Origin of the sequence: Ekhidna sp., from assembly GCF_040220215.1 — a bacterium.
Classification (GTDB): Bacteria; Bacteroidota; Bacteroidia; order Cytophagales; family Cyclobacteriaceae; genus Ekhidna.
Genome location: NZ_JAVJTR010000016.1, coordinates 66,875 through 87,456, shown reverse-complemented (window position 1 = coordinate 87,456; position 20,582 = coordinate 66,875). Strand labels below are relative to the sequence as shown.

General features: G+C 39.6%; 22 protein-coding genes and 1 tRNA gene. 9 read left to right on the top strand and 14 right to left on the bottom strand.

Going from position 1 to position 20,582, the window contains the following annotated elements:
- The first annotated feature begins 215 nt into the window (after positions 1-215).
- From RIC88_RS09025 to RIC88_RS09010, 4 genes are all read left to right on the top strand, one after another.
- Positions 216-1,187 carry a calcium/sodium antiporter gene (locus tag RIC88_RS09025; protein WP_350217213.1) on the top strand — a complete coding sequence of 324 codons (972 nt, stop codon included), beginning with the start codon at positions 216-218 and terminating at the stop codon, positions 1,185-1,187.
- 105 nt (positions 1,188-1,292) lie between these two features.
- Positions 1,293-2,480, top strand: a complete 1,188-nt coding sequence (locus RIC88_RS09020; protein WP_350217212.1) for a S41 family peptidase — start codon at positions 1,293-1,295, stop codon at positions 2,478-2,480.
- A gap of 8 nt (positions 2,481-2,488) precedes the next feature.
- Positions 2,489-3,073 (top strand): Crp/Fnr family transcriptional regulator, encoded by a 585-nt coding sequence (locus RIC88_RS09015; protein ID WP_350217211.1) that lies wholly within the window; start codon positions 2,489-2,491, stop codon positions 3,071-3,073.
- 65 nt (positions 3,074-3,138) lie between these two features.
- Positions 3,139-3,690: a DinB family protein gene (locus RIC88_RS09010; RefSeq protein ID WP_350217210.1), complete on the top strand. Its 552-nt coding sequence runs from the start codon at positions 3,139-3,141 to the stop codon at positions 3,688-3,690.
- A 167-nt stretch (positions 3,691-3,857) separates the two neighbouring features.
- Here RIC88_RS09010 and RIC88_RS09005 read toward each other — a convergent pair whose 3' ends face one another.
- Together RIC88_RS09005 and RIC88_RS09000 are read right to left on the bottom strand one after the other, a co-directional pair.
- Entirely contained in the window at positions 3,858-4,262 is a 405-nt protein-coding gene (locus RIC88_RS09005; protein WP_350217209.1) for a hypothetical protein, read from the bottom strand.
- Positions 4,263-4,479: 217 nt separating this feature from the next.
- Positions 4,480-5,223, bottom strand: coding sequence for a DUF3667 domain-containing protein (locus RIC88_RS09000; protein ID WP_350217208.1), 744 nt, complete (start codon positions 5,221-5,223; stop codon positions 4,480-4,482).
- A 73-nt stretch (positions 5,224-5,296) separates the two neighbouring features.
- Here RIC88_RS09000 and RIC88_RS08995 point away from each other — a divergent pair, with 73 nt between their 5' ends.
- Entirely contained in the window at positions 5,297-5,584 is a 288-nt protein-coding gene (locus tag RIC88_RS08995) for a hypothetical protein (RefSeq protein WP_350217207.1), read from the top strand.
- On the opposite strand, the gene amaB is transcribed toward RIC88_RS08995, so the two are convergent.
- Positions 5,581-7,119, bottom strand: a complete 1,539-nt coding sequence (amaB, locus tag RIC88_RS08990) for an L-piperidine-6-carboxylate dehydrogenase (protein WP_350217206.1) — start codon at positions 7,117-7,119, stop codon at positions 5,581-5,583. The genes RIC88_RS08995 and amaB overlap by 4 nt on opposite strands.
- An 86-nt stretch (positions 7,120-7,205) precedes the next feature.
- Here amaB and RIC88_RS08985 point away from each other — a divergent pair, with 86 nt between their 5' ends.
- Positions 7,206-7,799 carry an EF-hand domain-containing protein gene (locus tag RIC88_RS08985; protein WP_350217205.1) on the top strand — a complete coding sequence of 198 codons (594 nt, stop codon included), beginning with the start codon at positions 7,206-7,208 and terminating at the stop codon, positions 7,797-7,799.
- A 95-nt stretch (positions 7,800-7,894) separates the two neighbouring features.
- Here RIC88_RS08985 and RIC88_RS08980 read toward each other — a convergent pair whose 3' ends face one another.
- Together RIC88_RS08980 and RIC88_RS08975 are read right to left on the bottom strand one after the other, a co-directional pair.
- Positions 7,895-8,584 carry a methyltransferase domain-containing protein gene (locus RIC88_RS08980; RefSeq protein ID WP_350217204.1) on the bottom strand — a complete coding sequence of 230 codons (690 nt, stop codon included), beginning with the start codon at positions 8,582-8,584 and terminating at the stop codon, positions 7,895-7,897.
- The gene (locus RIC88_RS08975; RefSeq protein WP_350217203.1) at positions 8,577-9,674 is read right to left on the bottom strand and encodes a type III polyketide synthase; all 1,098 of its coding nucleotides are present in this window, start codon (positions 9,672-9,674) and stop codon (positions 8,577-8,579) included. Before RIC88_RS08975 ends, RIC88_RS08980 begins: the two co-directional genes overlap by 8 nt.
- 54 nt (positions 9,675-9,728) lie before the next feature.
- Here RIC88_RS08975 and RIC88_RS08970 point away from each other — a divergent pair, with 54 nt between their 5' ends.
- Positions 9,729-10,589, top strand: a complete 861-nt coding sequence (locus tag RIC88_RS08970) for a UbiA family prenyltransferase (protein ID WP_350217202.1) — start codon at positions 9,729-9,731, stop codon at positions 10,587-10,589.
- Here RIC88_RS08970 and RIC88_RS08965 read toward each other — a convergent pair.
- From RIC88_RS08965 to RIC88_RS08955, 3 genes are all read right to left on the bottom strand, one after another.
- Complete coding sequence (locus RIC88_RS08965; RefSeq protein ID WP_350217201.1) at positions 10,582-11,697, bottom strand: NAD(P)/FAD-dependent oxidoreductase; 1,116 nt, start codon at positions 11,695-11,697, stop codon at positions 10,582-10,584. The genes RIC88_RS08970 and RIC88_RS08965 overlap by 8 nt on opposite strands.
- A 98-nt stretch (positions 11,698-11,795) precedes the next feature.
- Positions 11,796-13,262: a S1C family serine protease gene (locus tag RIC88_RS08960; protein WP_350217200.1), complete on the bottom strand. Its 1,467-nt coding sequence runs from the start codon at positions 13,260-13,262 to the stop codon at positions 11,796-11,798.
- A 145-nt stretch (positions 13,263-13,407) separates the two neighbouring features.
- Positions 13,408-13,836 (bottom strand): Hsp20/alpha crystallin family protein, encoded by a 429-nt coding sequence (locus RIC88_RS08955; protein WP_350217199.1) that lies wholly within the window; start codon positions 13,834-13,836, stop codon positions 13,408-13,410.
- A 241-nt stretch (positions 13,837-14,077) separates the two neighbouring features.
- Here RIC88_RS08955 and RIC88_RS08950 point away from each other — a divergent pair.
- Both RIC88_RS08950 and RIC88_RS08945 read left to right on the top strand, forming a co-directional pair.
- A tRNA-Asn gene (locus RIC88_RS08950) sits at positions 14,078-14,151 on the top strand.
- A 424-nt stretch (positions 14,152-14,575) separates the two neighbouring features.
- Positions 14,576-14,977, top strand: coding sequence for a response regulator (locus RIC88_RS08945; RefSeq protein WP_350217198.1), 402 nt, complete (start codon positions 14,576-14,578; stop codon positions 14,975-14,977).
- Here the strand turns inward: RIC88_RS08945 and RIC88_RS08940 are convergent.
- The 6 genes from RIC88_RS08940 to RIC88_RS08915 all read right to left on the bottom strand — a co-directional run bounded on the left by RIC88_RS08940 (position 14,974) and on the right by RIC88_RS08915 (position 20,574).
- Positions 14,974-16,500, bottom strand: a complete 1,527-nt coding sequence (locus tag RIC88_RS08940) for a sensor histidine kinase (protein WP_350217197.1) — start codon at positions 16,498-16,500, stop codon at positions 14,974-14,976. The genes RIC88_RS08945 and RIC88_RS08940 overlap by 4 nt on opposite strands.
- A gap of 29 nt (positions 16,501-16,529) precedes the next feature.
- Complete coding sequence (locus RIC88_RS08935; RefSeq protein WP_350217196.1) at positions 16,530-17,318, bottom strand: hypothetical protein; 789 nt, start codon at positions 17,316-17,318, stop codon at positions 16,530-16,532.
- A gap of 58 nt (positions 17,319-17,376) precedes the next feature.
- Positions 17,377-17,796 (bottom strand): VOC family protein, encoded by a 420-nt coding sequence (locus RIC88_RS08930; protein ID WP_350217195.1) that lies wholly within the window; start codon positions 17,794-17,796, stop codon positions 17,377-17,379.
- On the bottom strand, positions 17,796-19,421 hold the full coding sequence (gene pruA, locus RIC88_RS08925; RefSeq protein ID WP_350217194.1) for an L-glutamate gamma-semialdehyde dehydrogenase: 1,626 nt from the start codon (positions 19,419-19,421) through the stop codon (positions 17,796-17,798). Before pruA ends, RIC88_RS08930 begins: the two co-directional genes overlap by 1 nt.
- An 86-nt stretch (positions 19,422-19,507) precedes the next feature.
- Entirely contained in the window at positions 19,508-20,194 is a 687-nt protein-coding gene (locus RIC88_RS08920) for a YjjG family noncanonical pyrimidine nucleotidase (protein ID WP_350217193.1), read from the bottom strand.
- Positions 20,191-20,574 (bottom strand): ArsR/SmtB family transcription factor, encoded by a 384-nt coding sequence (locus RIC88_RS08915; protein WP_350217192.1) that lies wholly within the window; start codon positions 20,572-20,574, stop codon positions 20,191-20,193. The genes RIC88_RS08920 and RIC88_RS08915 overlap by 4 nt, the downstream gene beginning before the upstream one ends.
- Between the last annotated feature and the right edge of the window lie 8 nt (positions 20,575-20,582).

Here is a 20,582-nt window from a genome sequence, read left to right as displayed (position 1 = left end):
TAGATGATCTGAAAGTAAGAAATGAAAGATAATTCATGGTGGTAGTGAATTACTAAGGCGGAGTGCCCACCCGGGCACACTATAGAGCGGCTCGTGGTAGGGCCGCTTTTTTTATGTTATTTTTTTCAGATACATTGAAGCAAAATAATAATCGGTTGGATTACTTTTGGCCGATTTTTTATAGGCCTTATATTAGCCATGCCAATACGCAATAAATGATTCTTGCCTACACATTATTTATAATTGGTTTTGTAATTCTCATTAAATCAGCAGACTGGTTGGTTGATGGTGCAACCTCCATTGCTAAGAGATATGCCATCCCTGAATTGGTCATTGGCTTAACCATTGTCTCATTCGGCACCAGCATGCCAGAACTCATTGTCAATGTGCTGGCCAGCTTCAATGGTAATTCTGAGTTGGCGATCGGCAATATTTTTGGAAGCAATATTGCCAATATCCTGCTTATCCTTGGCGCATCTGCCCTGATAAAGCCATTGCCCATTCAAAAAAGTATTTATTATACGGAAATACCCATTTCATTGCTTGCCACTTTCATGGTAGGCTTCCTGGCTAATGCTAATTTGTTTGGAAAAAGTGCGGGACTGGCTATCAGTAGCATAGACGGACTCCTGCTTCTGTTGTTTTTCGGGCTTTTTATGACTTACATCTATGTCATCAGCAAAGACAAAAAAGAACAACTTTTCAGTGAGACTGAGTCTGAAATGGAGATGATGCCGATGGCAAAATCCTTGCTACTTATTGTAGCCGGATTGATTGGCCTCTTCATCGGAGGTAAATGGATTGTGGATGGAGCTATTGTTATTGCCCAGTCTTTTGGGCTGAGTGAATCTTTTATTGGGTTGACGATTATCGCAGTGGGAACATCATTACCGGAGCTAGTGACCAGTGTAACAGCATCAAGAAAAGGTCGGGCAGACATGGCAATAGGGAATGTGATTGGATCAAACATTTTCAACATCTTTTGGATATTAGGTCTAAGCGCAACGATTAAACCTCTCCCATTTAATGAGCTAAATAATGATGATATATTGATGCTCATTTTTTCAAATACTGTTTTGATTTTTGCGGTAATTAATGGCAAAAAACCATCCATTAGCCGCTTCGAAGGACTTGTATTTATAGTGATGTACTTCTCTTACCTTACATACCTCTTATTAAGAGGGTGATGAACTGAAAAGTCAATTAATTTTCTTCTATCTGAACCTGTTCATTTTGCTATTCAAATTGACAATTTGAATAGCTTAAATTTGACTATGTCAAAAAAATCCTCGATGAAGCAAGTACTCCTTTTATTCTTCCTTTTTTTTCAAACCTATAATCTAAGCGCTCAACAAAAACCACTTTTCGATGTTTCTTTACATAAATCAGCAAATGCCGATAGTACACTAGCGGAAGTTCAGCAATTGATTCTGAGTAACTACTATTACGATGGAATCACAAAAAGCGATCTTACCTGGGCAGCAATAGAGGGGATACTTCGTCACATTTCCCCTCCGGAATCTCCTGAACTGGCAACACTCTGGACCGATGAAGAATATGAGAAAATCGTTAACTCCCTGAAAGGCATAAGGGTGACGATGGGATTTAATAGCTCTTTTAATGCTAATGACGGCAGCTTAACAGTTACTTCATTAATCGAAGACTCTCAAGCCGAAAAAAACCTGGCAGTCAGCGATCGAATTCTGAGGATTGACAATCAAACCTTAAAAGGGAAAAGCATTGATGAAATAAACCAACTCCTGGATGGCGAATTAGGCCAATCTTCTACACTAAAGGTTGTCAGGGACATTTCGGTTTTTGAAGTTACTCTCACCAGAGATTCATTGAAAATCGATAATCTAATAGTCACGCGAATTCCGGCATATAAAGCTGCATTAGTTGAGTTGAAAAAAATTACACTCGGGCAGGCAGACGAATTGAAAGTTGAGCTTGCTCAGCTAGAAAACGAGGGAGTGAAAAATATCATTTTGGATCTTAGGAATAATACCGGTGGTGTCTTAAATGAAGGAGTGAATATTGCAAGGCTTTTCATGAAGAAAAATGACATAGTTCTCAGAACCCAATCCCGGGCTAACAGCATCACGAACTATGTATCAGATGTTGATCAATTCTACGACCTAAACTTAGTTGTCCTGATCAATGAAAATACCGCCTCAGCAGCTGAGATCATTGCTGGTGCGTTGCAGGATCACAAAAGGGCATTGCTCGTCGGAAAAAAGACCTATGGAAAAGGGGTCATTGAAACCACCTTCACCTTAAAAAATGATTACCGCTTAAAGTTTATTACAAGTGCCATGTACAGCCCAAAAGGAGTTTCATGGCAGTCAAAAGGGCTCTTGCCTGATTACTATATTGACCAATCTCAGGCCAACTATAATGAAGTAGTGAACTTGGCAATCAATGACCGAGTCAGAAATGACTTGCATTTAAGTACTGCATTGAAACTTCTCACCGAATAGGTCTAAAAATGAATCCTGAAAGAAAGCAGTTACTCGATTCGGCCTTTGGTAATTACGTCAATATTTCAGATGGAGCCTACTCGTATTTGGAAGCCCATTTTCATGAAAAAAAATATGCAGCCAGGGAAATTATCGTAGAAAGTGGTGGACAGGCTAAATATTTTTACTTGGTTATTTCAGGTGTCCAGGCTATTTATATTATAAATCAAAAAGGTGAAAAAGTAGTGCTGGGATTTTCATTTAGCGGGAACATTTCAGGGATTTACGATTCATTTCTTTCCAGAAAACCTTCGAGTCTTTTTCTTGAAGCCATCACACCTTCTAAAATGATTGGCATCAATCGTCGCGATTACATCGAATTATTTGGACGCTTCCCTGAGTTTTACGAATGGCGGACACACTTTATTGAGCAAATCCTGTTTGGACGTATTTCACGAGAGGTAGAGTTAATGACACTTCCAGCAAAAGAAAGATTTGATGCTTTCGTAAAAAGATGCCCACAGGAACTTCTAGATATTCCACAAAAATACCTGGCAAGCTATCTTAATATGAAGCCTGAGACTTTTAGTAGATTGAGAGCACTTCGTGATTAATTGATCCAGATCAATTTTTTTGTTCCCCGGATAGTCGAGCTTTGACTCGTCAAAAAACAAAGAATATGGAAGTTAACTATGAAAAAATGCTTCAGGATTCTAACCGAATCAAAAACTATATCAAAGGTGATATAGCTAATCTGGATGAACCGGTACTTACTAAAAAACAAAATCCTAAGAAATGGTCTGCTTTGGAGGTCGTAGAGCACCTAAATAAAGTGTATGATGTCTATCTGGACAACTTCACCAAAGCAATTAATGATGCCCGCGATTTGTCGGAAAATGAATCTCCAAACATGAGGCGGACCATTTTAGGAAGACTATCCATTTCTATTAATCGACCGAAAGGAAGTAAGAGAAGGTTCAAAATGAAGACTTTTGATTTCTTCAGACCTGCAGTACCCCCGGATCAAACCAATGAAGTCATCGATAGCTTCCTGAACAAAAAAGAAACGTTCAATGATCTCATAAAAAAAGCTCGAACAAAAGACCTTAGAAACGTAAAAGTACCTACCGCTTTGGGTGAAAAAGTGAAGTTTTATGTGCCGGAATGTTTCGAATTTCTACTTGCCCACGAGGAAAGGCATATGATTCAAATTGCCGAGGCTATTGAATGATCCTGTTGTCAATTCATTCATGGCTCATTATCATTTATGGGTTGTCTAGCGATATTAATTATCAGTGTTAAAAGAAAAAAGTTGTCTCAAATTTTGAGACAACCATCTTTGTATTGATCAAATTCAACTTTGGTTATGTGATATCAAATCAGAGATTGTAAATCATCTTATTGATTCGACTTATTCGAAAAATCGAGGAAGTAGCCATTTGCATGCCTGTTATCAATCGTAAGGCTGTCTAAGACAGGCTCATTCAAATCACCATATATGTGTCCATAGTTTTCACCATTAATGAAAAGATCCATAGGCGCAGTACCTTCGAAGTGATATGGATGACTTCCAGTACTAAGTACATCGTTACCATTAGTTACATTAATATTCGAACCATCGAAAGCCCAGGTAATAACCTCAGTCACGGGCTCTTCATCGACACCCTTAAGATACCAGGTGACCGCCTCAATTTCAGCAGCAAGTGCTTCATTAAATGCTCCAGGAGTCTTTGTTACTTCATCTTCCTTTGAGCAGCTAATAATAGTAGCAGCCAATGCAACTAGAACAAACAAGTTTTTCATTTTTAAAAAAGTTTTAAGTTTTAAACCATTACTAACCGTTAGTAATCGGCTTAATACAGACAATAGTGAAATTACCCTACCACAAAATATTAGATTGTCTAACAAATTTTTACCATTCAAATCCGGACTCTTAATTCTATAAGTGAAGTATATTTTGGTGTTGAGACTTAAATCCTATGGTTAGGACAATATTAGCTATCAATTTATGACCATTTAGTCAGACCCAAACCATTAAAAAGGAAAAACCAAAACCAAGCACAACGTACAATAAAATGGCAGTCAAACTCATGAATACATATTTGAATACTGCTAAAAATGATTTCTTCTGGTGGAATGAAGTCGATGCATAAATAATGTACAGGAACAATAAAATCATATTGTACTGTGGGGTGATGTAGGTTATGTAAACGCTTACAATCATTTGTACAACACCAACTAAAATGTAGATTCCTGAAATGTAAAAGCCTATTGTTACATATTCTGCCAGGTTATATTTCTTACTAAAAAAGAGCTTGCTTACCAGCCCTATTGAGATCACCAAAAAGAACATAATATGGTTGATGTGTTTAACCATAAATTTTCCGGCATCAATTAAAACGCGTGCCTTTTCTTGCACACTCTCACTCTTCATTTGAGGCTGCTCCTGAAACGGATCATAACCAATAACCGCACGGACAATGATTAACACTGCAGTAAGCACAACAAAGAATGCTACCGGTTTATAGTAGGCCTTTCGTTTGCCACCAATAAATTCTCTAAAAAGCTTCCCGGGATTTACAATCAGAAGTTTGATGGTAGAAAGTAAAGGGCCCTCTAGAGCAAAAGTAGAACTGAAAAAATCCTTTATGGTTTCTCGAAAAGTAATCCGATGAATTGAGGTTGATTGACCGCAGTTAGGACAGTAGTTCCCACCCAATTCATATCCACAATTCAAGCACTCTTTATGATTGGATTGATGCATGTTGGATATGAAATTAGTCTTTTTCTAATAATTAAATTAAAATGCAAATTCAATAATCCAAACAAGTTATCATATGATGGGTGGTGGTTCCGGAATGATGGACTTCATGGTGAAGTCTTATAGAAATAATAGAGGTCTATTAAAGGGTGGGAAAAAATCACTGAAGAAAATCTATCAGGAAAATAACTATTTCTACATCAAAAAGAAGATGGCTGAAAGGACCAAAGAATTTGACCCTAAACAAAAAAGAATCTTCCTGGCAAAATTTCATGCAAAACAAAAAAAGGTCCGCACCAGGCAGACCTTTTTATTCATTATCATTTTCAGTCTCTTGGGACTGGCATTTTATCTCATTTACTAAAGCTCAAACTTAATTCCCTGGGCTAAAGGAAGCTCAGTAGAATAGTTGATGGTATTTGTTTGTCTTCTCATGTATGCTTTCCATGCATCAGATCCGGACTCACGTCCACCGCCTGTTTCTTTTTCTCCTCCAAACGCTCCTCCTATCTCAGCCCCGGACGTACCAATGTTTACGTTGGCGATACCGCAATCTGATCCTGCGTGTGATAAGAATAGCTCAGACTCGCGGATATTGGTAGTCATAATTGCAGAAGATAACCCTTGAGGTACCGCATTCTGAATCTCAATAGCTTCCTCGATTGTTGAGTATTTGATCAAATACAAGATTGGTGCAAACGTCTCATTACAAACGATCTCATAATCAGCTTCAGCTTCAAAGATGGCTGGCTTCACATAGCATCCGGATTCATATCCTGCTCCGGAAAGTACTTCTCCGTCGATAACTGTCTTTCCACCTTCAGCTTTTACCTTTTCAATAGCTTCTTGATACATTTTTACAGCATCTGTGTCTATAAGAGGTCCTACATGATTATTCTCATCCAAAGGATCACCGATTCTTAACTGACCGTATGCTTTAACTAGCCTATTCTTCACTTCTTCATACTGACTTTCGTGAATGATCAGTCTTCTGGTAGAAGTACACCGCTGACCTGCGGTTCCCACAGCTCCAAATACGGCTCCCGGAATTACAATATTCAAATCTGCATGCTCAGAAATAATCATTGCATTATTTCCTCCCAATTCCAGAATGTGTTTACCAAGACGTGCACCAACCACTTCTCCTACCTTCTTACCCATTCTGGTTGAGCCTGTTGCCGAAATAAGAGGCACTCGAGTATCAGCTGCTAATTTCTTACCGATCTCAGCATCACCAATCACCAGGCCACATACTCCCGGGTGAACACCATTCTTTTCGAATACGCGTTGCGCGATTTTTTGACAAGCAATCGCTGAAATAGGCGCTTTTTCAGATGGCTTCCAAACACAAACATCTCCACAGACCCATGCAAGCGCTGCATTCCATGACCAAACAGCTACCGGAAAGTTAAATGCTGAAATGATTCCAACAATTCCAAGTGGATGCCACTGCTCATACATTCTGTGTGAAGGACGTTCTGAATGCATAGTCAAGCCGTAAAGCTGACGAGAAAGACCAACTGCAAAATCACAGATATCAATCATTTCCTGCACTTCACCAAGTCCCTCCTGAAGTGACTTACCCATTTCATAAGAAACCAATGAACCAAGCTCTTGCTTATACTCTCTAAGCTCATTTCCAAGCTGTCTCACAACCTCCCCTCTTTGAGGTGCAGGAAGCAATCTCCACTCTTTAAATGCGGCTTCAGCCTCAGAAATCACCTGATCATAGGCTTTTTCATCTGCAAGCGTAACATTTGCAATCACTTTTCCATCTACAGGTGAATACGAAACAAGTTGCTTTCCTGATGTATTAAGCCATTTATGGCCATAGGCGGCACCTTTATTGTCTGTTTCTACCTGAAGTTTCTTTAAAATCGATTGAATATCTTGGGACATTTTCTGTGTTGTTTTTGAGAATTGGGGTGCAAAGCTACGAAATGCGTGCAATGGTGGAAATATTTTTGTAAATTGTCTTGGATAAAATGGGGAGCATTACCACCACATCACATAAAAGCCCCCGGTTCGTTTTTTCTGAAACACAAAAAAGGAAGGTTCATCACCTCTTTAATGTTCTGGATATCGATCGGAATGGGCAGCTGCAACCAAGCGATTTCGTAAACGTTGGGAAGAAAATTGTGAAGCAATTAGGACTCAACGAGGATTCGAGAAGCGCCCGTTTAATTCTTTTAAAATCTCACCGATTATTCGTCCAATTACTTGCTGACCTTCATAATCCGGAACTGACGTTAACCCTCTGGGATTGGATCGCTTTTTTTAGAGATCAAATTGAGGCAGAAGATGAAGGGATTCTTAATCATTATATCCATAGAACTTCCAGGCATGTTTTTGACCTATTTGATATGAATAAGGATAAGCTTATTTCGCGTGAGGAATATGCCAATATGCTAACGATCTATAACATCTCGCATAAAATGGCTATTCAGGGATTTGAAGAGTTAGATAATAATTCCGATGACTACATTTCAGCGGATGAAATGGTAGAAGGCCTCAGTAATTTCTTCAAATCAGAAGATTCAGAAGCAAAAGGCAATTTAATTTTTGGGGAGTGGCGTTGATTCACCCCCAGACCTCTAAAGGGGTGCCAAAACTTTAATTGATTTACGAAATATACAATTGCTCCTTATTAGAAGATAAAGAGATTTTAGTAGATTCAAAAAATCAACTTCCATCTAAATGCCCATTTCCATTCTAGCGAGTAGTTTCTGATATCAGCTTCCTTCAAAATTTGAATTAGTTCTTTCTTTTTAAATCCACGAGCCACAGATATTGATGCATCGTTTTTTACCATTTCGGATTTTGAAAATAAAGTGGTAAGCATACGGATGCTCCAATAAGCCAACGGATGTCTATGCAGATCATTAATAATTACCCCTATTCTGGCTTGTTGGCTAAATTGTCTAAACAATTCAACAAGTTGCTGATTGGTAAAATGATGGACAAACAAGCAACAGTGAATAATATCAAAAGTTTGGTTTTTAAATGAATCACTGAAAATGTTAATAGCCTGATAGGAAATTTCATCATACTGTTTGGTATGGTCAGCGGCATAGTTGATAATATTCTGATTGGCATCAATGCCGATAAATGATGTTGAAATGTCCCTTTTTCGACTCCAGTCCGCCATTTCTACCATTATATCTCCTCCACCACAACCAAGATCAGCCAAAAGGACTTTTCTCTCTTGGTCCGATACCAATTTTTTGAATGAAGAAACGCTAATTTGATTGCCGCCGAGCCTCCTATTGATTGTATTGAGCTCACGAAGCGTTTGGTTGACAACCTCTCCTGAGATGGAAAGATCATCCATTATTTCTACCTCCTCTGATCGCTGCTCAAGCATTTACATGCGTTTTTAACACCGCACTTTCCATAGTCAGTCCCGGACCAAAGGCAAAGCTCAGCAGGTGCTTTTGGTCATCTTCCTTTTTCAGATCATCAAGAATTCTTTTTATCACAAACAGCACAGTTGGGGAAGACATGTTGCCATGGGTTTTCAGAATCTCACGTGCCGGAAGATTTTGTTCTTTAGAAATTTTAAGTTTTTCTTCTATCACATCTAATATTCTTTTACCTCCGGGGTGTATAGCAAAGAAATCAATATCTGAAACCTGAAGTTGGATCTTCTCGAGCAAACGATTAGTGAGCTCACCAATTCCATCTTTGATAACGTCAGGCACCTTGTTGCTCAAATGCATTTCAAAACCATGGTCACCAATGTACCATCCCATCTCATCACGAGCATTTAGAGCTAAATCACTATAGAAGTTTTTCATTTCCAGAGATCGGCCCGATGCTTTGGAGGAGACGATGACAGCTGCAGCTCCATCCCCAAAAATGGCATTGGCAAGCAAGTTTTCATCATCTTTTTTCTCTTGAAGATGGATGCTACAGAGTTCTACACATACTATTAAAACATTAGAATTCGGATTAGCAGCAATGATGTTCTCCGCAACTTTCATTGCATTAAATGCAGCGTAACACCCCATAAAGTTTATGGAAGTTCGCTGTGTCGAGGTTGGTAATCCCAGTCGATCGATGAGCTCAATATCCAGGCCAGGCGCATACATACCAGTACAGCTCACTGAAATCAGGTGAGTTATTTCATTTTTTCGGACACCAGACGAGTCAAAAGCATTTTCTGCGGCATCATTGGCTAGATTTATCGCATGTTTTTGATAAATCAGCATCCGTGGTTTGGCAGAAGGAAATGCGACATCTTCCTTAAAAAAGCTTTGCCCATTTAGATTTTCTTTAAAATCTCTTAACACGGAATAACGTTGCTTAATGCCACTTGCCCTGTATAAAACCCGAAGCTTCCTTTCTTCATGCTCATCCAACGCCAAATGTTTGACCATGAAATCAGCGATCTGACTCTGGTCAGTTAAATTGGCCGGAAGGGCGGTACCTATGGAGTTGATATATGCGGGCATCTGCTAGTAGTTCATTAATATTAACCAAACTTTAACCGAGAAGACCACTCCCCTTTGAAAAAATCCACATTACTTCACTTACGTATTCCTTTCTCTTTTTTCCTTTTGCCTGTTTTTCTGCTGGCATTATCGGTTTCTGACAGTATTAACGACTCAAACACGCTTTTATCTTTTTTTATTCTTCACCTTCTCCTCTATCCTGCCAGCAATGGGTACAACTCTTACTTTGATAAAGATGAAGGTAGTATCGGTGGGTTGAGGAATCCACCGAAAGTAAGCAAAGAGCTTTACTGGACTTCTCTCGTTATCGATTTACTGGCTCTCGTGCTGGGAATGTGGATTTCTATCGAGTTTGTGATCATGATTTTTATCTATGGAATTATTTCAAAAGCATATAGTCATCCAGCTATCCGATTAAAAAAGTATCCAATTATAGGTTGGCTTGCTGCCGGGATTTTTCAGGGGTATTTCACTTTCTTGCTCAGCTACATTGCCATAAATGATGTTGATCTTATTGATACCTTCAATTGGTCTATTCAGATTCCTGGAATTTTAAGTTCATTGCTACTATTGGGATCCTATCCCATGACTCAGATTTATCAACATGAAGAGGATGCAAAAAGAGGTGATATCACAATAAGTCAAAAGCTTGGAATCTTAGGGACTTTTCACTTTACCACTTTCACATTTTTTCTGTCCAGCGTTGGTTTTTTTAGCTATTTCCAATTTCAGTTTTCAATGACTGACGGACTTCTATTCCTTCTTGCAATGACACCCGTTCTGGCCTATTTCGGTTGGTGGTACTTACAGGTTAGAAAGAATCACATAAATGCAGATTTCACATCAACCATGCGACTAAATCTAATCTCCTCCCTGATGCTTAATGGGTTTTTTATTTATCTCTGGCTCAGCTAAATGGCTTTCCGTGTGTCTTCTTCATGAGGTATGAAGCAACTGAAGGAAACATCTTGCCCATAGAAACTGTCAAGCTGGATATCATTTGAGATCCAAATAAAGATTGAATGTTTCTTCCAGCCCACAGCCTATTCGCAAATTGTTGATTCCACTTTTCCGAATAGTCCCGCTCAAGTTTGGATTGATCAAATCCGTTTTTAAAGCTCTTTATGATCAACTCGCTAGAAAGCTTAGCTGAATGAATTGCCATGGCCATGCCATTGCCACAAAGAGGTGTAATCATCCCTGCTGAATCACCTGTCATAATCATATGGTTATATACAGGCTCTTTTCTTTCAAAAGTGACTTCATTGATCACCTCAGGCTTTTTAAAAAGATGATCTGCACTTCGGAAAATTTCTTTGAGCAGAGGGTTTCTCATCAATACCTCTTCCTCCATATCCGATAGAGAACCATATTTTTTGACATTTGATCGATGGGTCAGATAACAAAGGTTAAAAGTGTCATTTTCAACTCTGCTTATACCACAGTATCCTTTATTGAAATTGTGCAGTGCAATTACATTATCCTTTTGAACGTCCGTCTTGATATGATACTTAACCCCAACATAAGGTGACCGCTTCTGGATAAACGGTCTTTCTAAACTTTTATCAAGTGTGCTTCTCTTTCCGAACGCCCCTATCACAATTCGTGCTTTAGGGGTCCTTCCACTTTTATCAGCTAATTCAAATCCATTCTGGTGAAATTCTGACTGAATTATTCTTCCATGGATGATTTCAACACCAGCTTCTTTCGCCTTTTGAGCCAGCCATTGATCATACGCATATCGGCTCACTCCAAACCCACCCAAATCGAGTGGTAGCTTGAGCACTTTACCTGAAACTGAACTTAAATGAAATCGTGAGATATCGCAGGGTTCCAATTCTTCCGGGTACAAGTCGTTAGCTTTGAGAAAAGGAATTACTTCTTTGGATATGTATTCGCCACAAACCCGATGAAACGGGTACTTTTTTTCTTCAAAAAGCTGAACTTTCAACCCTGCCCTTCCAAGCAATATGGCATTAGTGAGTCCGGCCAGCCCACCCCCGATTATGATCACATCTTTCACCCTTCGAAATTATGGAATAAAGCCTTCATCGATCATTCAGGAATCAATAAAAAAGCCCACCATTTCTGGTAGGCTAGAGTTATGAAAAATAAACCTATTTATAAACCTAATCCGTAATGGGCTTTACTGCCATCAGGATAGACACCTTCAATCAAAATGCCGTCTGTTCTGGGCCTCTTGAAGTAGTTTTCAAGATCCTTAATATTTTTAATCTTTACATTGTCAATTCCCGTGATAATGAAACCCTCTTTCATTCTCACATCTTTCCATTTTCCACTGCCTAACTCCTGAATCTGAACTCCACCTTCGATACCTAATCTATTTTTCAAAGCATCAGAAACATCTACAAATGTTGCTCCTTCAATTTTATAATCTGCGGCTAACTCCACGACATCCAATGTGCCTTCTTCATTTCTCAGCTTAGCCATAACAACCTTTTCTTTGCCTCCTCTGATAAACTTCACTTCTACTTCATCTCCCGGCCGTTTGATAGCTACTTGCTCCTGTAATTGCGCTACGTTGTTCACCGGCTTGTTGTCAATAGCTATTATGACATCACCTTGCTCAATTCCGGCACGGTCTGCTGCCTTTCCGGCCATTACTGCATTAACGTAGATTCCTTTTAATACTTTTAGATTATTAGCCTCAGCAACCTGTGCATTTACGTCATAAATGGAAATACCTAAAAGTGCTCGCTGGACTGCTCCATATTCTACCAGGTCATTCACTACTTTTTTCACCAGCGAAACCGGTACAGCAAACGAATAACCTGCAAACGCTCCTGATGGTGACGCAATAGCAGTATTAATCCCGACCAATTCACCTTTAAGATTTACCAACGCACCTCCACTATTCCCAGGATTTACAGCGGCATCTGTTTGAATAAATGATTCAATGCGATAGTCACCATTGAGAATATTGATGTTCCTACCTTTAGCACTCACAATGCCAGCCGTCACTGTTGATCTGAATTCATAAGGATTGCCGATTGCCAAAACCCATTCCCCAATATTAATACTTTCAGAATCTCCATATTGAACTGCAATCAGATTGTCTTCATCCACCTTAAGGACAGCCAGGTCCGTATCTTCATCTGCCCCAACTACCTTAGCCTGGTAGCTGCGGTTATCATTGAGTACCACCTCAATTTCATTGGCATTGGCAATTACATGATTGTTAGTAACGATATATCCATCCGGAGAAATCACAACACCAGATCCTGCTCCACGAGCCGGTCCTCCACGTCTTTCATATCGCTCACCAAAGTAATCCTTAAAAAAATCGTTGAATGGACTGTTTGCACGCATGCCATCACTGTAAGTGGTCCTAATATGCACCACAGAGGGTGTGGCATTCTTTGCTGCAAAAACAAAGTTGAGGCCGTCAGGAACTATAAAGTCCGCAGAGTCAAATACATAGTTGGTCAAACTAACCGGATTGGCTTGTGCTCCCGTTTGTTGAATAATCTTTTCCTGTGGGACAATCAGTGAAAACCCCACAACAGCTACTATTCCTCCAAAGAGCGAGGAGAACACCATTGCTAATATTAAACTTCGCTTACTCATATATTTATTTTTTTTGCTAGTGTTTATACCGTAAAAATGGGCAGATGGTTTTACACTGTAATGAAAAACCACAATGGTTAACGATAATTAACAAAAAAAGGGCATCCACCGATTGGCAGACACCCTCAATCACCTACTCAAAAAACTACTTAACTGCTATTTGCTTCTTAGTCGTCTTTTTCTCATCCTTTGGAAGGACGATGGTCAATATACCATCCTGATAAGTAGCATCTACTTTGTCTTTGTTGATCACGTCAGGCAAATAGAAAGTTCTGTTGAAAGTTCCATAGTAGCTTTCTACGCTGTGAAAGTTTTTCTCTTTCTTTTCGTTCTCAATCTTCCTTTCTCCACTAATTGTAATCTGGTCATCATTCAGGTCGATATTAAAATCACCTTTTTTCATACCAGGAACATGTAGCTGAATTTCAAACTCTTTGTCAGATTCAGCAATGTCCACCTTAGGTGAGAATGTGGGCATTGATCCACCTACAAATTCATCATTAAACAATCTGTCTACCATGCTTCTAAAGCTAGTAGGTCTGTAATCGTTTGTGTTGTACCTTATAAGTCCCATTTCTCTTTAAGCTTTTAAGTTTTTAAAAAATCAATTTCGATTAGGGCATGATCGAAATCTGTACCAAAGCAAAATCTGCTTATTTATAATGACATTATGTCGTTTATTTCGATTTCACCTCAATAAATACTGCCATTATGGCCGTATTTAGATAAATATGAAGAATAGAAATTTTTTCTATTCATGGCATTGAGAATTGTAAATTGGATGTTTACATTTGCACTCCTTTTTAAGGAAATCTTCTCCCTTAGCTCAGCTGGTTAGAGCATCTGACTGTTAATCAGAGGGTCCTTGGTTCGAGCCCAAGAGGGAGAGCACTTCAGATTAAGCCACTCACACCGAGTGGCTTTTTTATTTCTCCCTTCAGCAATTATTCAAAAAACCAAGGACTGGTCCTTGGGTGGAACGCCACTCCGATCGAGCCCAAGAGGGAGAGCACTTCAGATTAAGCCACTCACACCGAGTGGCTTTTTTTATTTCTCCTCTCAGTAATTATTCAAAAAACCAAGGACTGGTCCTTTGGTGGAACGCCACTCCGACGGTTCGCCGATGCGACGAGCCCAAGAGGGAGAACAGAGTAAAGGCTGGCAATGGTCGGGCTTATTTTTATTGTGATTCGAAGTGGTTCAAGTGTGAAGCCTCAAAATCTCACCTTTATCGAATATTTTTTAAAATAATTCGCGTAGAAATCACTTTTCGTGCTGGCTTTTTTACCTTTAAGAAATAAACCATCACAGCCTTGAAAAAATTTAAAAAGGTCTTACTTGTCGACGATGATGATATCGTGAACTCAATCAATTCTGTGATAATCAAGCATGCCAGGTTTGCTGATGAGGTTGAGTCCATCAATAATGTGCAACATGCCATCGATTTTTTGAACCGGACTAAAAACTCCAGTGATCGGCCTGAGGTTATTTTTCTAGATTTGAATATGCCGGATCAGGATGGATGGGATTTTATGGAAGAGTATGAAAAGCTTGAAATGAACGGCCAAACCAAAGTAATCATGCTCACCTCCTCTATATCCACAAAAGATGAAGAGCGTGCTTCCTCATCAAAACAAATCGCCGCTTTTGTTTCAAAGCCGCTATCTCCCGAACTTCTCGAGAACATTTACGAGGAATATTTAGGCGAAAACTAATCTAGCCTCAGCGCAAACGTTGCTCCCTTGCGAGGTTCACTTTCTACACGAATACCGCCTCTGTGATAATCTATTATCATTTTGATGATATATAAACCTAATCCGGATCCATCGACATGCGAATGAAGCCTCGAATAAGGCCTGAAGATCTCTTCCTTATGTTTGATCGAATCGAAACCTAATCCATTATCCTTGAAAATGATGGTGGTATGCCCGTTGATCTTTTTTGACTTTACCCTTATCTGTAAAGGCTTCTCAGGGTCTCGGTAGGAAAGCGCGTTTGAAAGAAGATGTTTGAAAATCACCTTCAGTTGTGATTTGGGGTAGCTAATAACCGGACAGTCAGAAAAGTCCTTTTTTATAGTTGCATTAGCATTCTTAATGCGGCTTATAAAGCCGGTCACAACTTCTTTCAGTACCTCATCCATATCCTGATCTTCTTTATCAGAAGCAAGCTCTTCCCTCACCTTATTTACCTCAATCAACGATATGATCGTCTTTTCAAGCTGTTTGTTGGTTTTCTTGGCGTTATTCAGAATGGCCTTAAAGTTGGACGCATTCATATTGTCTTTGCCTAACATATCAAGCAACGAACCAAGATTAGTGATTGGTGCTTTCAAATCATCTGCGGTGCTGTATGAGAAGTGTATAAATTGATCAATTTCCTTTTGGGAGTAAAGCAGTCGGTCCGCCATATCATTGAAAGAATCAACAATATCACTGGTAATACTATTCGAGCTAAGTTTTATTCTGGTCTCCAGATTCCCTGCACCAATTTTCTCTGCTCCGGCACGTATGTCCTCAAGAGGTCTCCATATTTTATAACTGAAAGTATATACCGCAAGGAGTGAGAGAATGATAAAAAGTAGTGTGAGTGTTACAATCCACTTCATCGAAAGTACTTCTTCTTGCTCCACGATTTTCATTAGTGCTTCAGTGAACATCTCATGTCGCATCAAAACTCCTTCGACTTGCTTGTTAAACTGATCTTCTTCAGATTCTACCCGTTCTGAGGCAAAAACAGCTTCTTCAAGCCTTCCAGCTTCGAGTAAATCAACTACTTCTAATGCATGAATTTCATAGCTTGTATGATCACTTTCTAATTTCTTAATCGATAATAGTAATCCTTTCAGCTTAATTCTCTGCGCTTCTTGATTGGTTTGTTTCAAAGCGTCAACAACTGCCTGTTCCGCATCCAGCAGCAAAATATCCACTAATTCTGCCAGGTATCGAAAAGTACTGTCCGCTTCAGCAAACCCTTGTAGCGCAATATTATTCCCCGGCTCTATTTCCTCCGCATACCTTATTGCTCGCTCAAATGCGATGGCCTGTTCCAGCTGATAGGTTTCAATTTGAGTGAGTAATTCAATGATAGGCAAATCGATGTGCGCAACATCATCAATGTCTTTATGTGTGGCTATAATTCTAAGTAAGCCGAAAGCTCCTAGAATTAAGATTAGGAAGATTATGAAGGTACTTCGTTTAAGTATTACCTCCTTTACTCGGTTGGATCGTTTAGTCATTTAACTATTCTTGGCGCAGATAATGGCAACTAATCTAATTCAATTTTTGCGGTCATCACCCGAATTGCGTCATCCAAATTCATCGTTTCTATTTTAAGTTGCTGGAGAAGCTCCTCATATGCATCTCGGCTTTCCCAATTTAACTTGATTAAGTCTATTAGGGCTAATATGGTAGAGAGTGGATGACGAATACTGTGCGAGGTGTAGAAAGCATGATCAGATAGTTTTTTAGCCAGCTTTTCTTTCTCTTTTTCTTCCCCTTTGAGCGAGCTCACTTCATTCCGGTGTAAAAAATCTTCTTTTAAGCGTAAAAGGGCGTCATAACATTGACTTATCAATGAGGTAGCTGTAACGAGTATAAGCTGATCCTGATTTGTAAAATCTTTTTTTGTTTTCCACTCTACAGCAATTATTCCAAAAAGACGGCTGTCATTCCATACCTGGATACTAGCCCATGAGCTAAAACGATTTTTTAGTAGATGATCAACAACAAATTCTTCCATTTCAACCGCATCATTATTGCTGTCGATATGAAAAAAGAGATCCTCTTTCAACCGCTTAAATAAAAGTGGAAAGCTAGCAGCTTCAAGTGCCTGTCCATTGGATGCTTTATTTGTTTCCGAATCAAAACATTGAATGCTTTCAAATTCATCCAGTTCTGATCGATATAGCCAAAAAGAAGTCCTAAAAGCACTCAACGACTTGCAAATCACAGGCACCAGCTCAGCCATGAAATCCTTAAACTTTCCTCCTTGAAGGTTTTCAGACATGGTGAGCCTCATTATTGGCTCAACTTTATGATCTACAGGATGGCTCATGCTTGTAAAAGAGAGATTGAATGTAGGGAAGAATTTTCAAAAAAGGTAACTCTTGCTGCTATTTTGAGAAAATGTCAGCATCATTGCGGAATGCCTTAAATTCTAACGCATTGCCTGAAGGGTCAAGAAAAAACATGGTTGCCTGTTCCCCTACCTGACCTTCAAATCGGATGTAAGGCTCAATTATAAAATGGATATCAGCAGCTTTTAATCTTTCCGATAATTTCTCCCAGTCACCCCAGGACAAAACCACTCCAAAATGAGGTACAGGAACAGCATGGCCATCTACCGGATTCACTTCAGCATCGGCTTTTTCATCCACCATGTGAATGACAAACTGGTGGCCGTAAAAATTAAAATCTACCCATCGATCTGAGGAGCGCCCTTCTTCAAACCCCATCACTTCCCGATAAAAGATTCGGGTTTCATTCAAATCTTTTACCGGTACAGCGAGGTGAAATGGCCTGAGGTTATTCATTATCCTAAAAATGGATATCTGTAATCTGTTGGAGAAACAAAGGTTTCTTTGATGGTTCGGGCACTTACCCATCGCATCAAATTCATCATTGCGCCTGCCTTGTCGTTGGTGCCGGAACCTCTTGCCCCACCAAACGGCTGCTGGCCTACCACAGCTCCTGTGGGCTTGTCATTGATGTAGAAATTACCGGCTGCATTTCTAAGCTTGTAAGTAGCCAAATCAACGGCATATCTGTCTTTACTGAAAATCGCACCCGTCAATGCGTAAGGTGAAGTGCTGTCTACTACATCCAGGATTTCTTCAAACTTGTTCTCATCATAGACATGAATGGTCAGTACCGGGCCAAAAATCTCTTCACACATGGTTTTGTACTTTGGATCTTTTGCCCGAAAAACTGTAGGCTCTACAAACCATCCTTTAGAGTCGTCATAGTTTCCTCCGGCTATCAATTCTACATCTTTAGCAGCTTTAGCTTCATCAATATAACCGGTAATTTTCTTGAATGCTACGCCATCTATTACGGCATTCACAAAGTTCGAAGGGTCTTCCGGTGAACCCATTTTGATAGACTTTAGATCTTCTATCATATATTTTTTCACATCCTCCCAGATATTTGACGGAACATAAGCTCTGGATGATGCACTACATTTCTGGCCCTGAAATTCGAACGAGCCTCTAACCAGTCCCGTAGCTACCTCTTTAGCATCTGCTGATTTATGAGCTACCACAAAGTCTTTACCCCCTGTTTCACCGACAATTCGCGGATAGGTTTTATACGTATCCAGGTTTGACCCAATCGTTTTCCACAATGCTTTAAATACACCTGTACTTCCGGTAAAGTGTAGTCCTGCAAAATCTGCATGATTAAACACAACATCTCCAGCTACAGGCCCGTCTACATAAATCAAATTGATTACCCCATCAGGTAGTCCTGCTTTTTTCAATACTTCCATAATCACCTGAGCAGAATACACTTGCGTGTAGCTTGGCTTCCAAACGACTGTGTTACCCAGCATCGCTGGAGCAGCAGGTAGATTACCGGCAATAGCAGTAAAGTTGAAAGGAGTGATTGCGAAAACAAACCCCTCTAGTGGACGATATTCCATCCTATTCCAAATACCTTCAGAAGAGATTGGCTGCTGCATGTAAAGCTCTTGCATAAAAGCGGCATTGAATCGTAGGAAATCAATGAATTCACAAGCAGCATCAATTTCCGCCTGATGAACATTTTTGCCTTGTCCAAGCATGGTTGCCGCATTAATCTTGGATCTATATGGCCCAGAAAGAAGATCCGCTGCTTTAAGGAAAATGCTCGCTCTGTTTTCCCATGTCATTTTCTCCCAGTCTTCTTTAGCTCGCAACGCAGCATCAATTGCAGCTTTCACATGAGATGCGTCCCCTTCGGAAAAATGACCAAGGACATGCTTGTGATCGTGTGGGCATGTCATCTCAATCTTATTTTTCGTATGTACTTCCTTATCACCGATGAACATTGGCGCATCGATTTTCTGGTTGTACATCTCTTTGTATTTTGCTAGCACCTCTTCTCTCTCGGTAGAGCCTGGAGCATAGCTTAATACAGGTTCGTTGATTGGATCTGGTACGAAAAAATTTCCTTTTGGCATCTCTCTTCTTGTTTATTAATAGGAGCGCAAAAGTAACTCGAATAGTTCAAAAGTTAGAGCTTGAGCGGCAATGACTCAAACAGGTGCTAGAACAATCTCAATAGCTCCATGTGTGACCGGATCGTATAATCAGCAAGTGACTTTTTTCTTCCTGACGGATCATAAAAAACCGTTTTCATTCCAAATTCCCTTGCACCATGAATATCAGTCCTGGGATTATCCCCTATCATAATACTATCAGACTTACTAGCTCCCGCCAAGCTCAAAGAATATTCGAAAATTTCAGGACTTGGTTTTCTGGAATCGATACATTCTGAAGTGACCATTACCTTAAAATATTTGTCGATCCCGGAGCTGCTCAATTTACGATTTTGAGCATCGAGAAAGCCATTGGTGATGATGTGCAGCTCGTATCTGTTGGAAAGGTAATTTAGTGCAGTAAGTGCATCATCCATTAAATAAGGCTTCAGTGAACAATTACTTAAAAAATAGGATGATGCCATTTTTGATTTAGCTACATCTATCCCTGAAGTGGCGAAAATCTCATTGAATCGCTCATTCTTAATGTACTCTCGATCAACCAGCCCGTTGTTATATTTCATCCAAAGCTTATCATTCACCTCATAGAATGTATTTATGAACTTCTTAACAGAAATACTGGTATTGGACATTTCCAACTGCCCATAAATTTCTGTTAAAGTTTCCTGAGCGCTTCGATCATAGTCCCAAAGTGTGTGGTCCAGATCGAAGAAAATGTGTTTGATTTCTCTCACCTATTATACTTTTTCGCCTCTATCTTGTTCCTGGCTAATGCAAGGTTAGCATTCATTGTATTATAAACGTCCAAATCTTTCCTTAAAATTGGATCCTTGCTGAGAAACTCAAAAATCTGGCTGACCATGTCATACCCCTCTTCCTTTATACTGTAAAAAACCCACTGATCATATTTTCTGAATGTAACTAAACCAGCATTTTTTAAGTACGTTATATGACGTGAAGTCTTGGTTTGTGTGAAGTCCAGTATCGCCTCTAAATCTGAAATACAGAGCTCTTCCTTACGATATAATAAGTGAATGATACGAGTACGAGACTCATCGGAAAATGACTTGAAAATCTGGGTGCCATATGACAAGTTGAAATTCTTGAGCCTCATTTTTTCAC

Bases quoted from the DNA above. Each gene is read 5' to 3' on its own strand.
- RIC88_RS09000 (WP_350217208.1), bottom strand. From the start codon at position 5,223: ATGCATCAATCCAATCATAAAGAGTGCTTGAATTGTGGATATGAATTG.
- RIC88_RS08940 (WP_350217197.1), bottom strand. From the start codon at position 16,500: ATGACTAAACGATCCAACCGAGTAAAGGAGGTAATACTTAAACGAAGT.
- RIC88_RS08930 (WP_350217195.1), bottom strand. From the start codon at position 17,796: ATGAATAACCTCAGGCCATTTCACCTCGCTGTACCGGTAAAAGATTTG.
- RIC88_RS09005 (WP_350217209.1), bottom strand. From the start codon at position 4,262: ATGAAAAACTTGTTTGTTCTAGTTGCATTGGCTGCTACTATTATTAGC.
- RIC88_RS08980 (WP_350217204.1), bottom strand. From the start codon at position 8,584: ATGCTTGAGCAGCGATCAGAGGAGGTAGAAATAATGGATGATCTTTCC.
- RIC88_RS09025 (WP_350217213.1), top strand. From the start codon at position 216: ATGATTCTTGCCTACACATTATTTATAATTGGTTTTGTAATTCTCATT.
- RIC88_RS08955 (WP_350217199.1), bottom strand. From the start codon at position 13,836: ATGGGACTTATAAGGTACAACACAAACGATTACAGACCTACTAGCTTT.
- pruA (WP_350217194.1), bottom strand. From the start codon at position 19,421: ATGCCAAAAGGAAATTTTTTCGTACCAGATCCAATCAACGAACCTGTA.
- RIC88_RS08985 (WP_350217205.1), top strand. From the start codon at position 7,206: ATGGGGAGCATTACCACCACATCACATAAAAGCCCCCGGTTCGTTTTT.
- RIC88_RS08995 (WP_350217207.1), top strand. From the start codon at position 5,297: ATGATGGGTGGTGGTTCCGGAATGATGGACTTCATGGTGAAGTCTTAT.
- RIC88_RS09020 (WP_350217212.1), top strand. From the start codon at position 1,293: ATGAAGCAAGTACTCCTTTTATTCTTCCTTTTTTTTCAAACCTATAAT.
- RIC88_RS08915 (WP_350217192.1), bottom strand. From the start codon at position 20,574: ATGAGGCTCAAGAATTTCAACTTGTCATATGGCACCCAGATTTTCAAG.
- RIC88_RS08975 (WP_350217203.1), bottom strand. From the start codon at position 9,674: ATGCCCGCATATATCAACTCCATAGGTACCGCCCTTCCGGCCAATTTA.
- RIC88_RS08960 (WP_350217200.1), bottom strand. From the start codon at position 13,262: ATGAGTAAGCGAAGTTTAATATTAGCAATGGTGTTCTCCTCGCTCTTT.
- RIC88_RS09015 (WP_350217211.1), top strand. From the start codon at position 2,489: ATGAATCCTGAAAGAAAGCAGTTACTCGATTCGGCCTTTGGTAATTAC.
- RIC88_RS08935 (WP_350217196.1), bottom strand. From the start codon at position 17,318: ATGAGCCATCCTGTAGATCATAAAGTTGAGCCAATAATGAGGCTCACC.
- RIC88_RS09010 (WP_350217210.1), top strand. From the start codon at position 3,139: ATGGAAGTTAACTATGAAAAAATGCTTCAGGATTCTAACCGAATCAAA.
- amaB (WP_350217206.1), bottom strand. From the start codon at position 7,119: ATGTCCCAAGATATTCAATCGATTTTAAAGAAACTTCAGGTAGAAACA.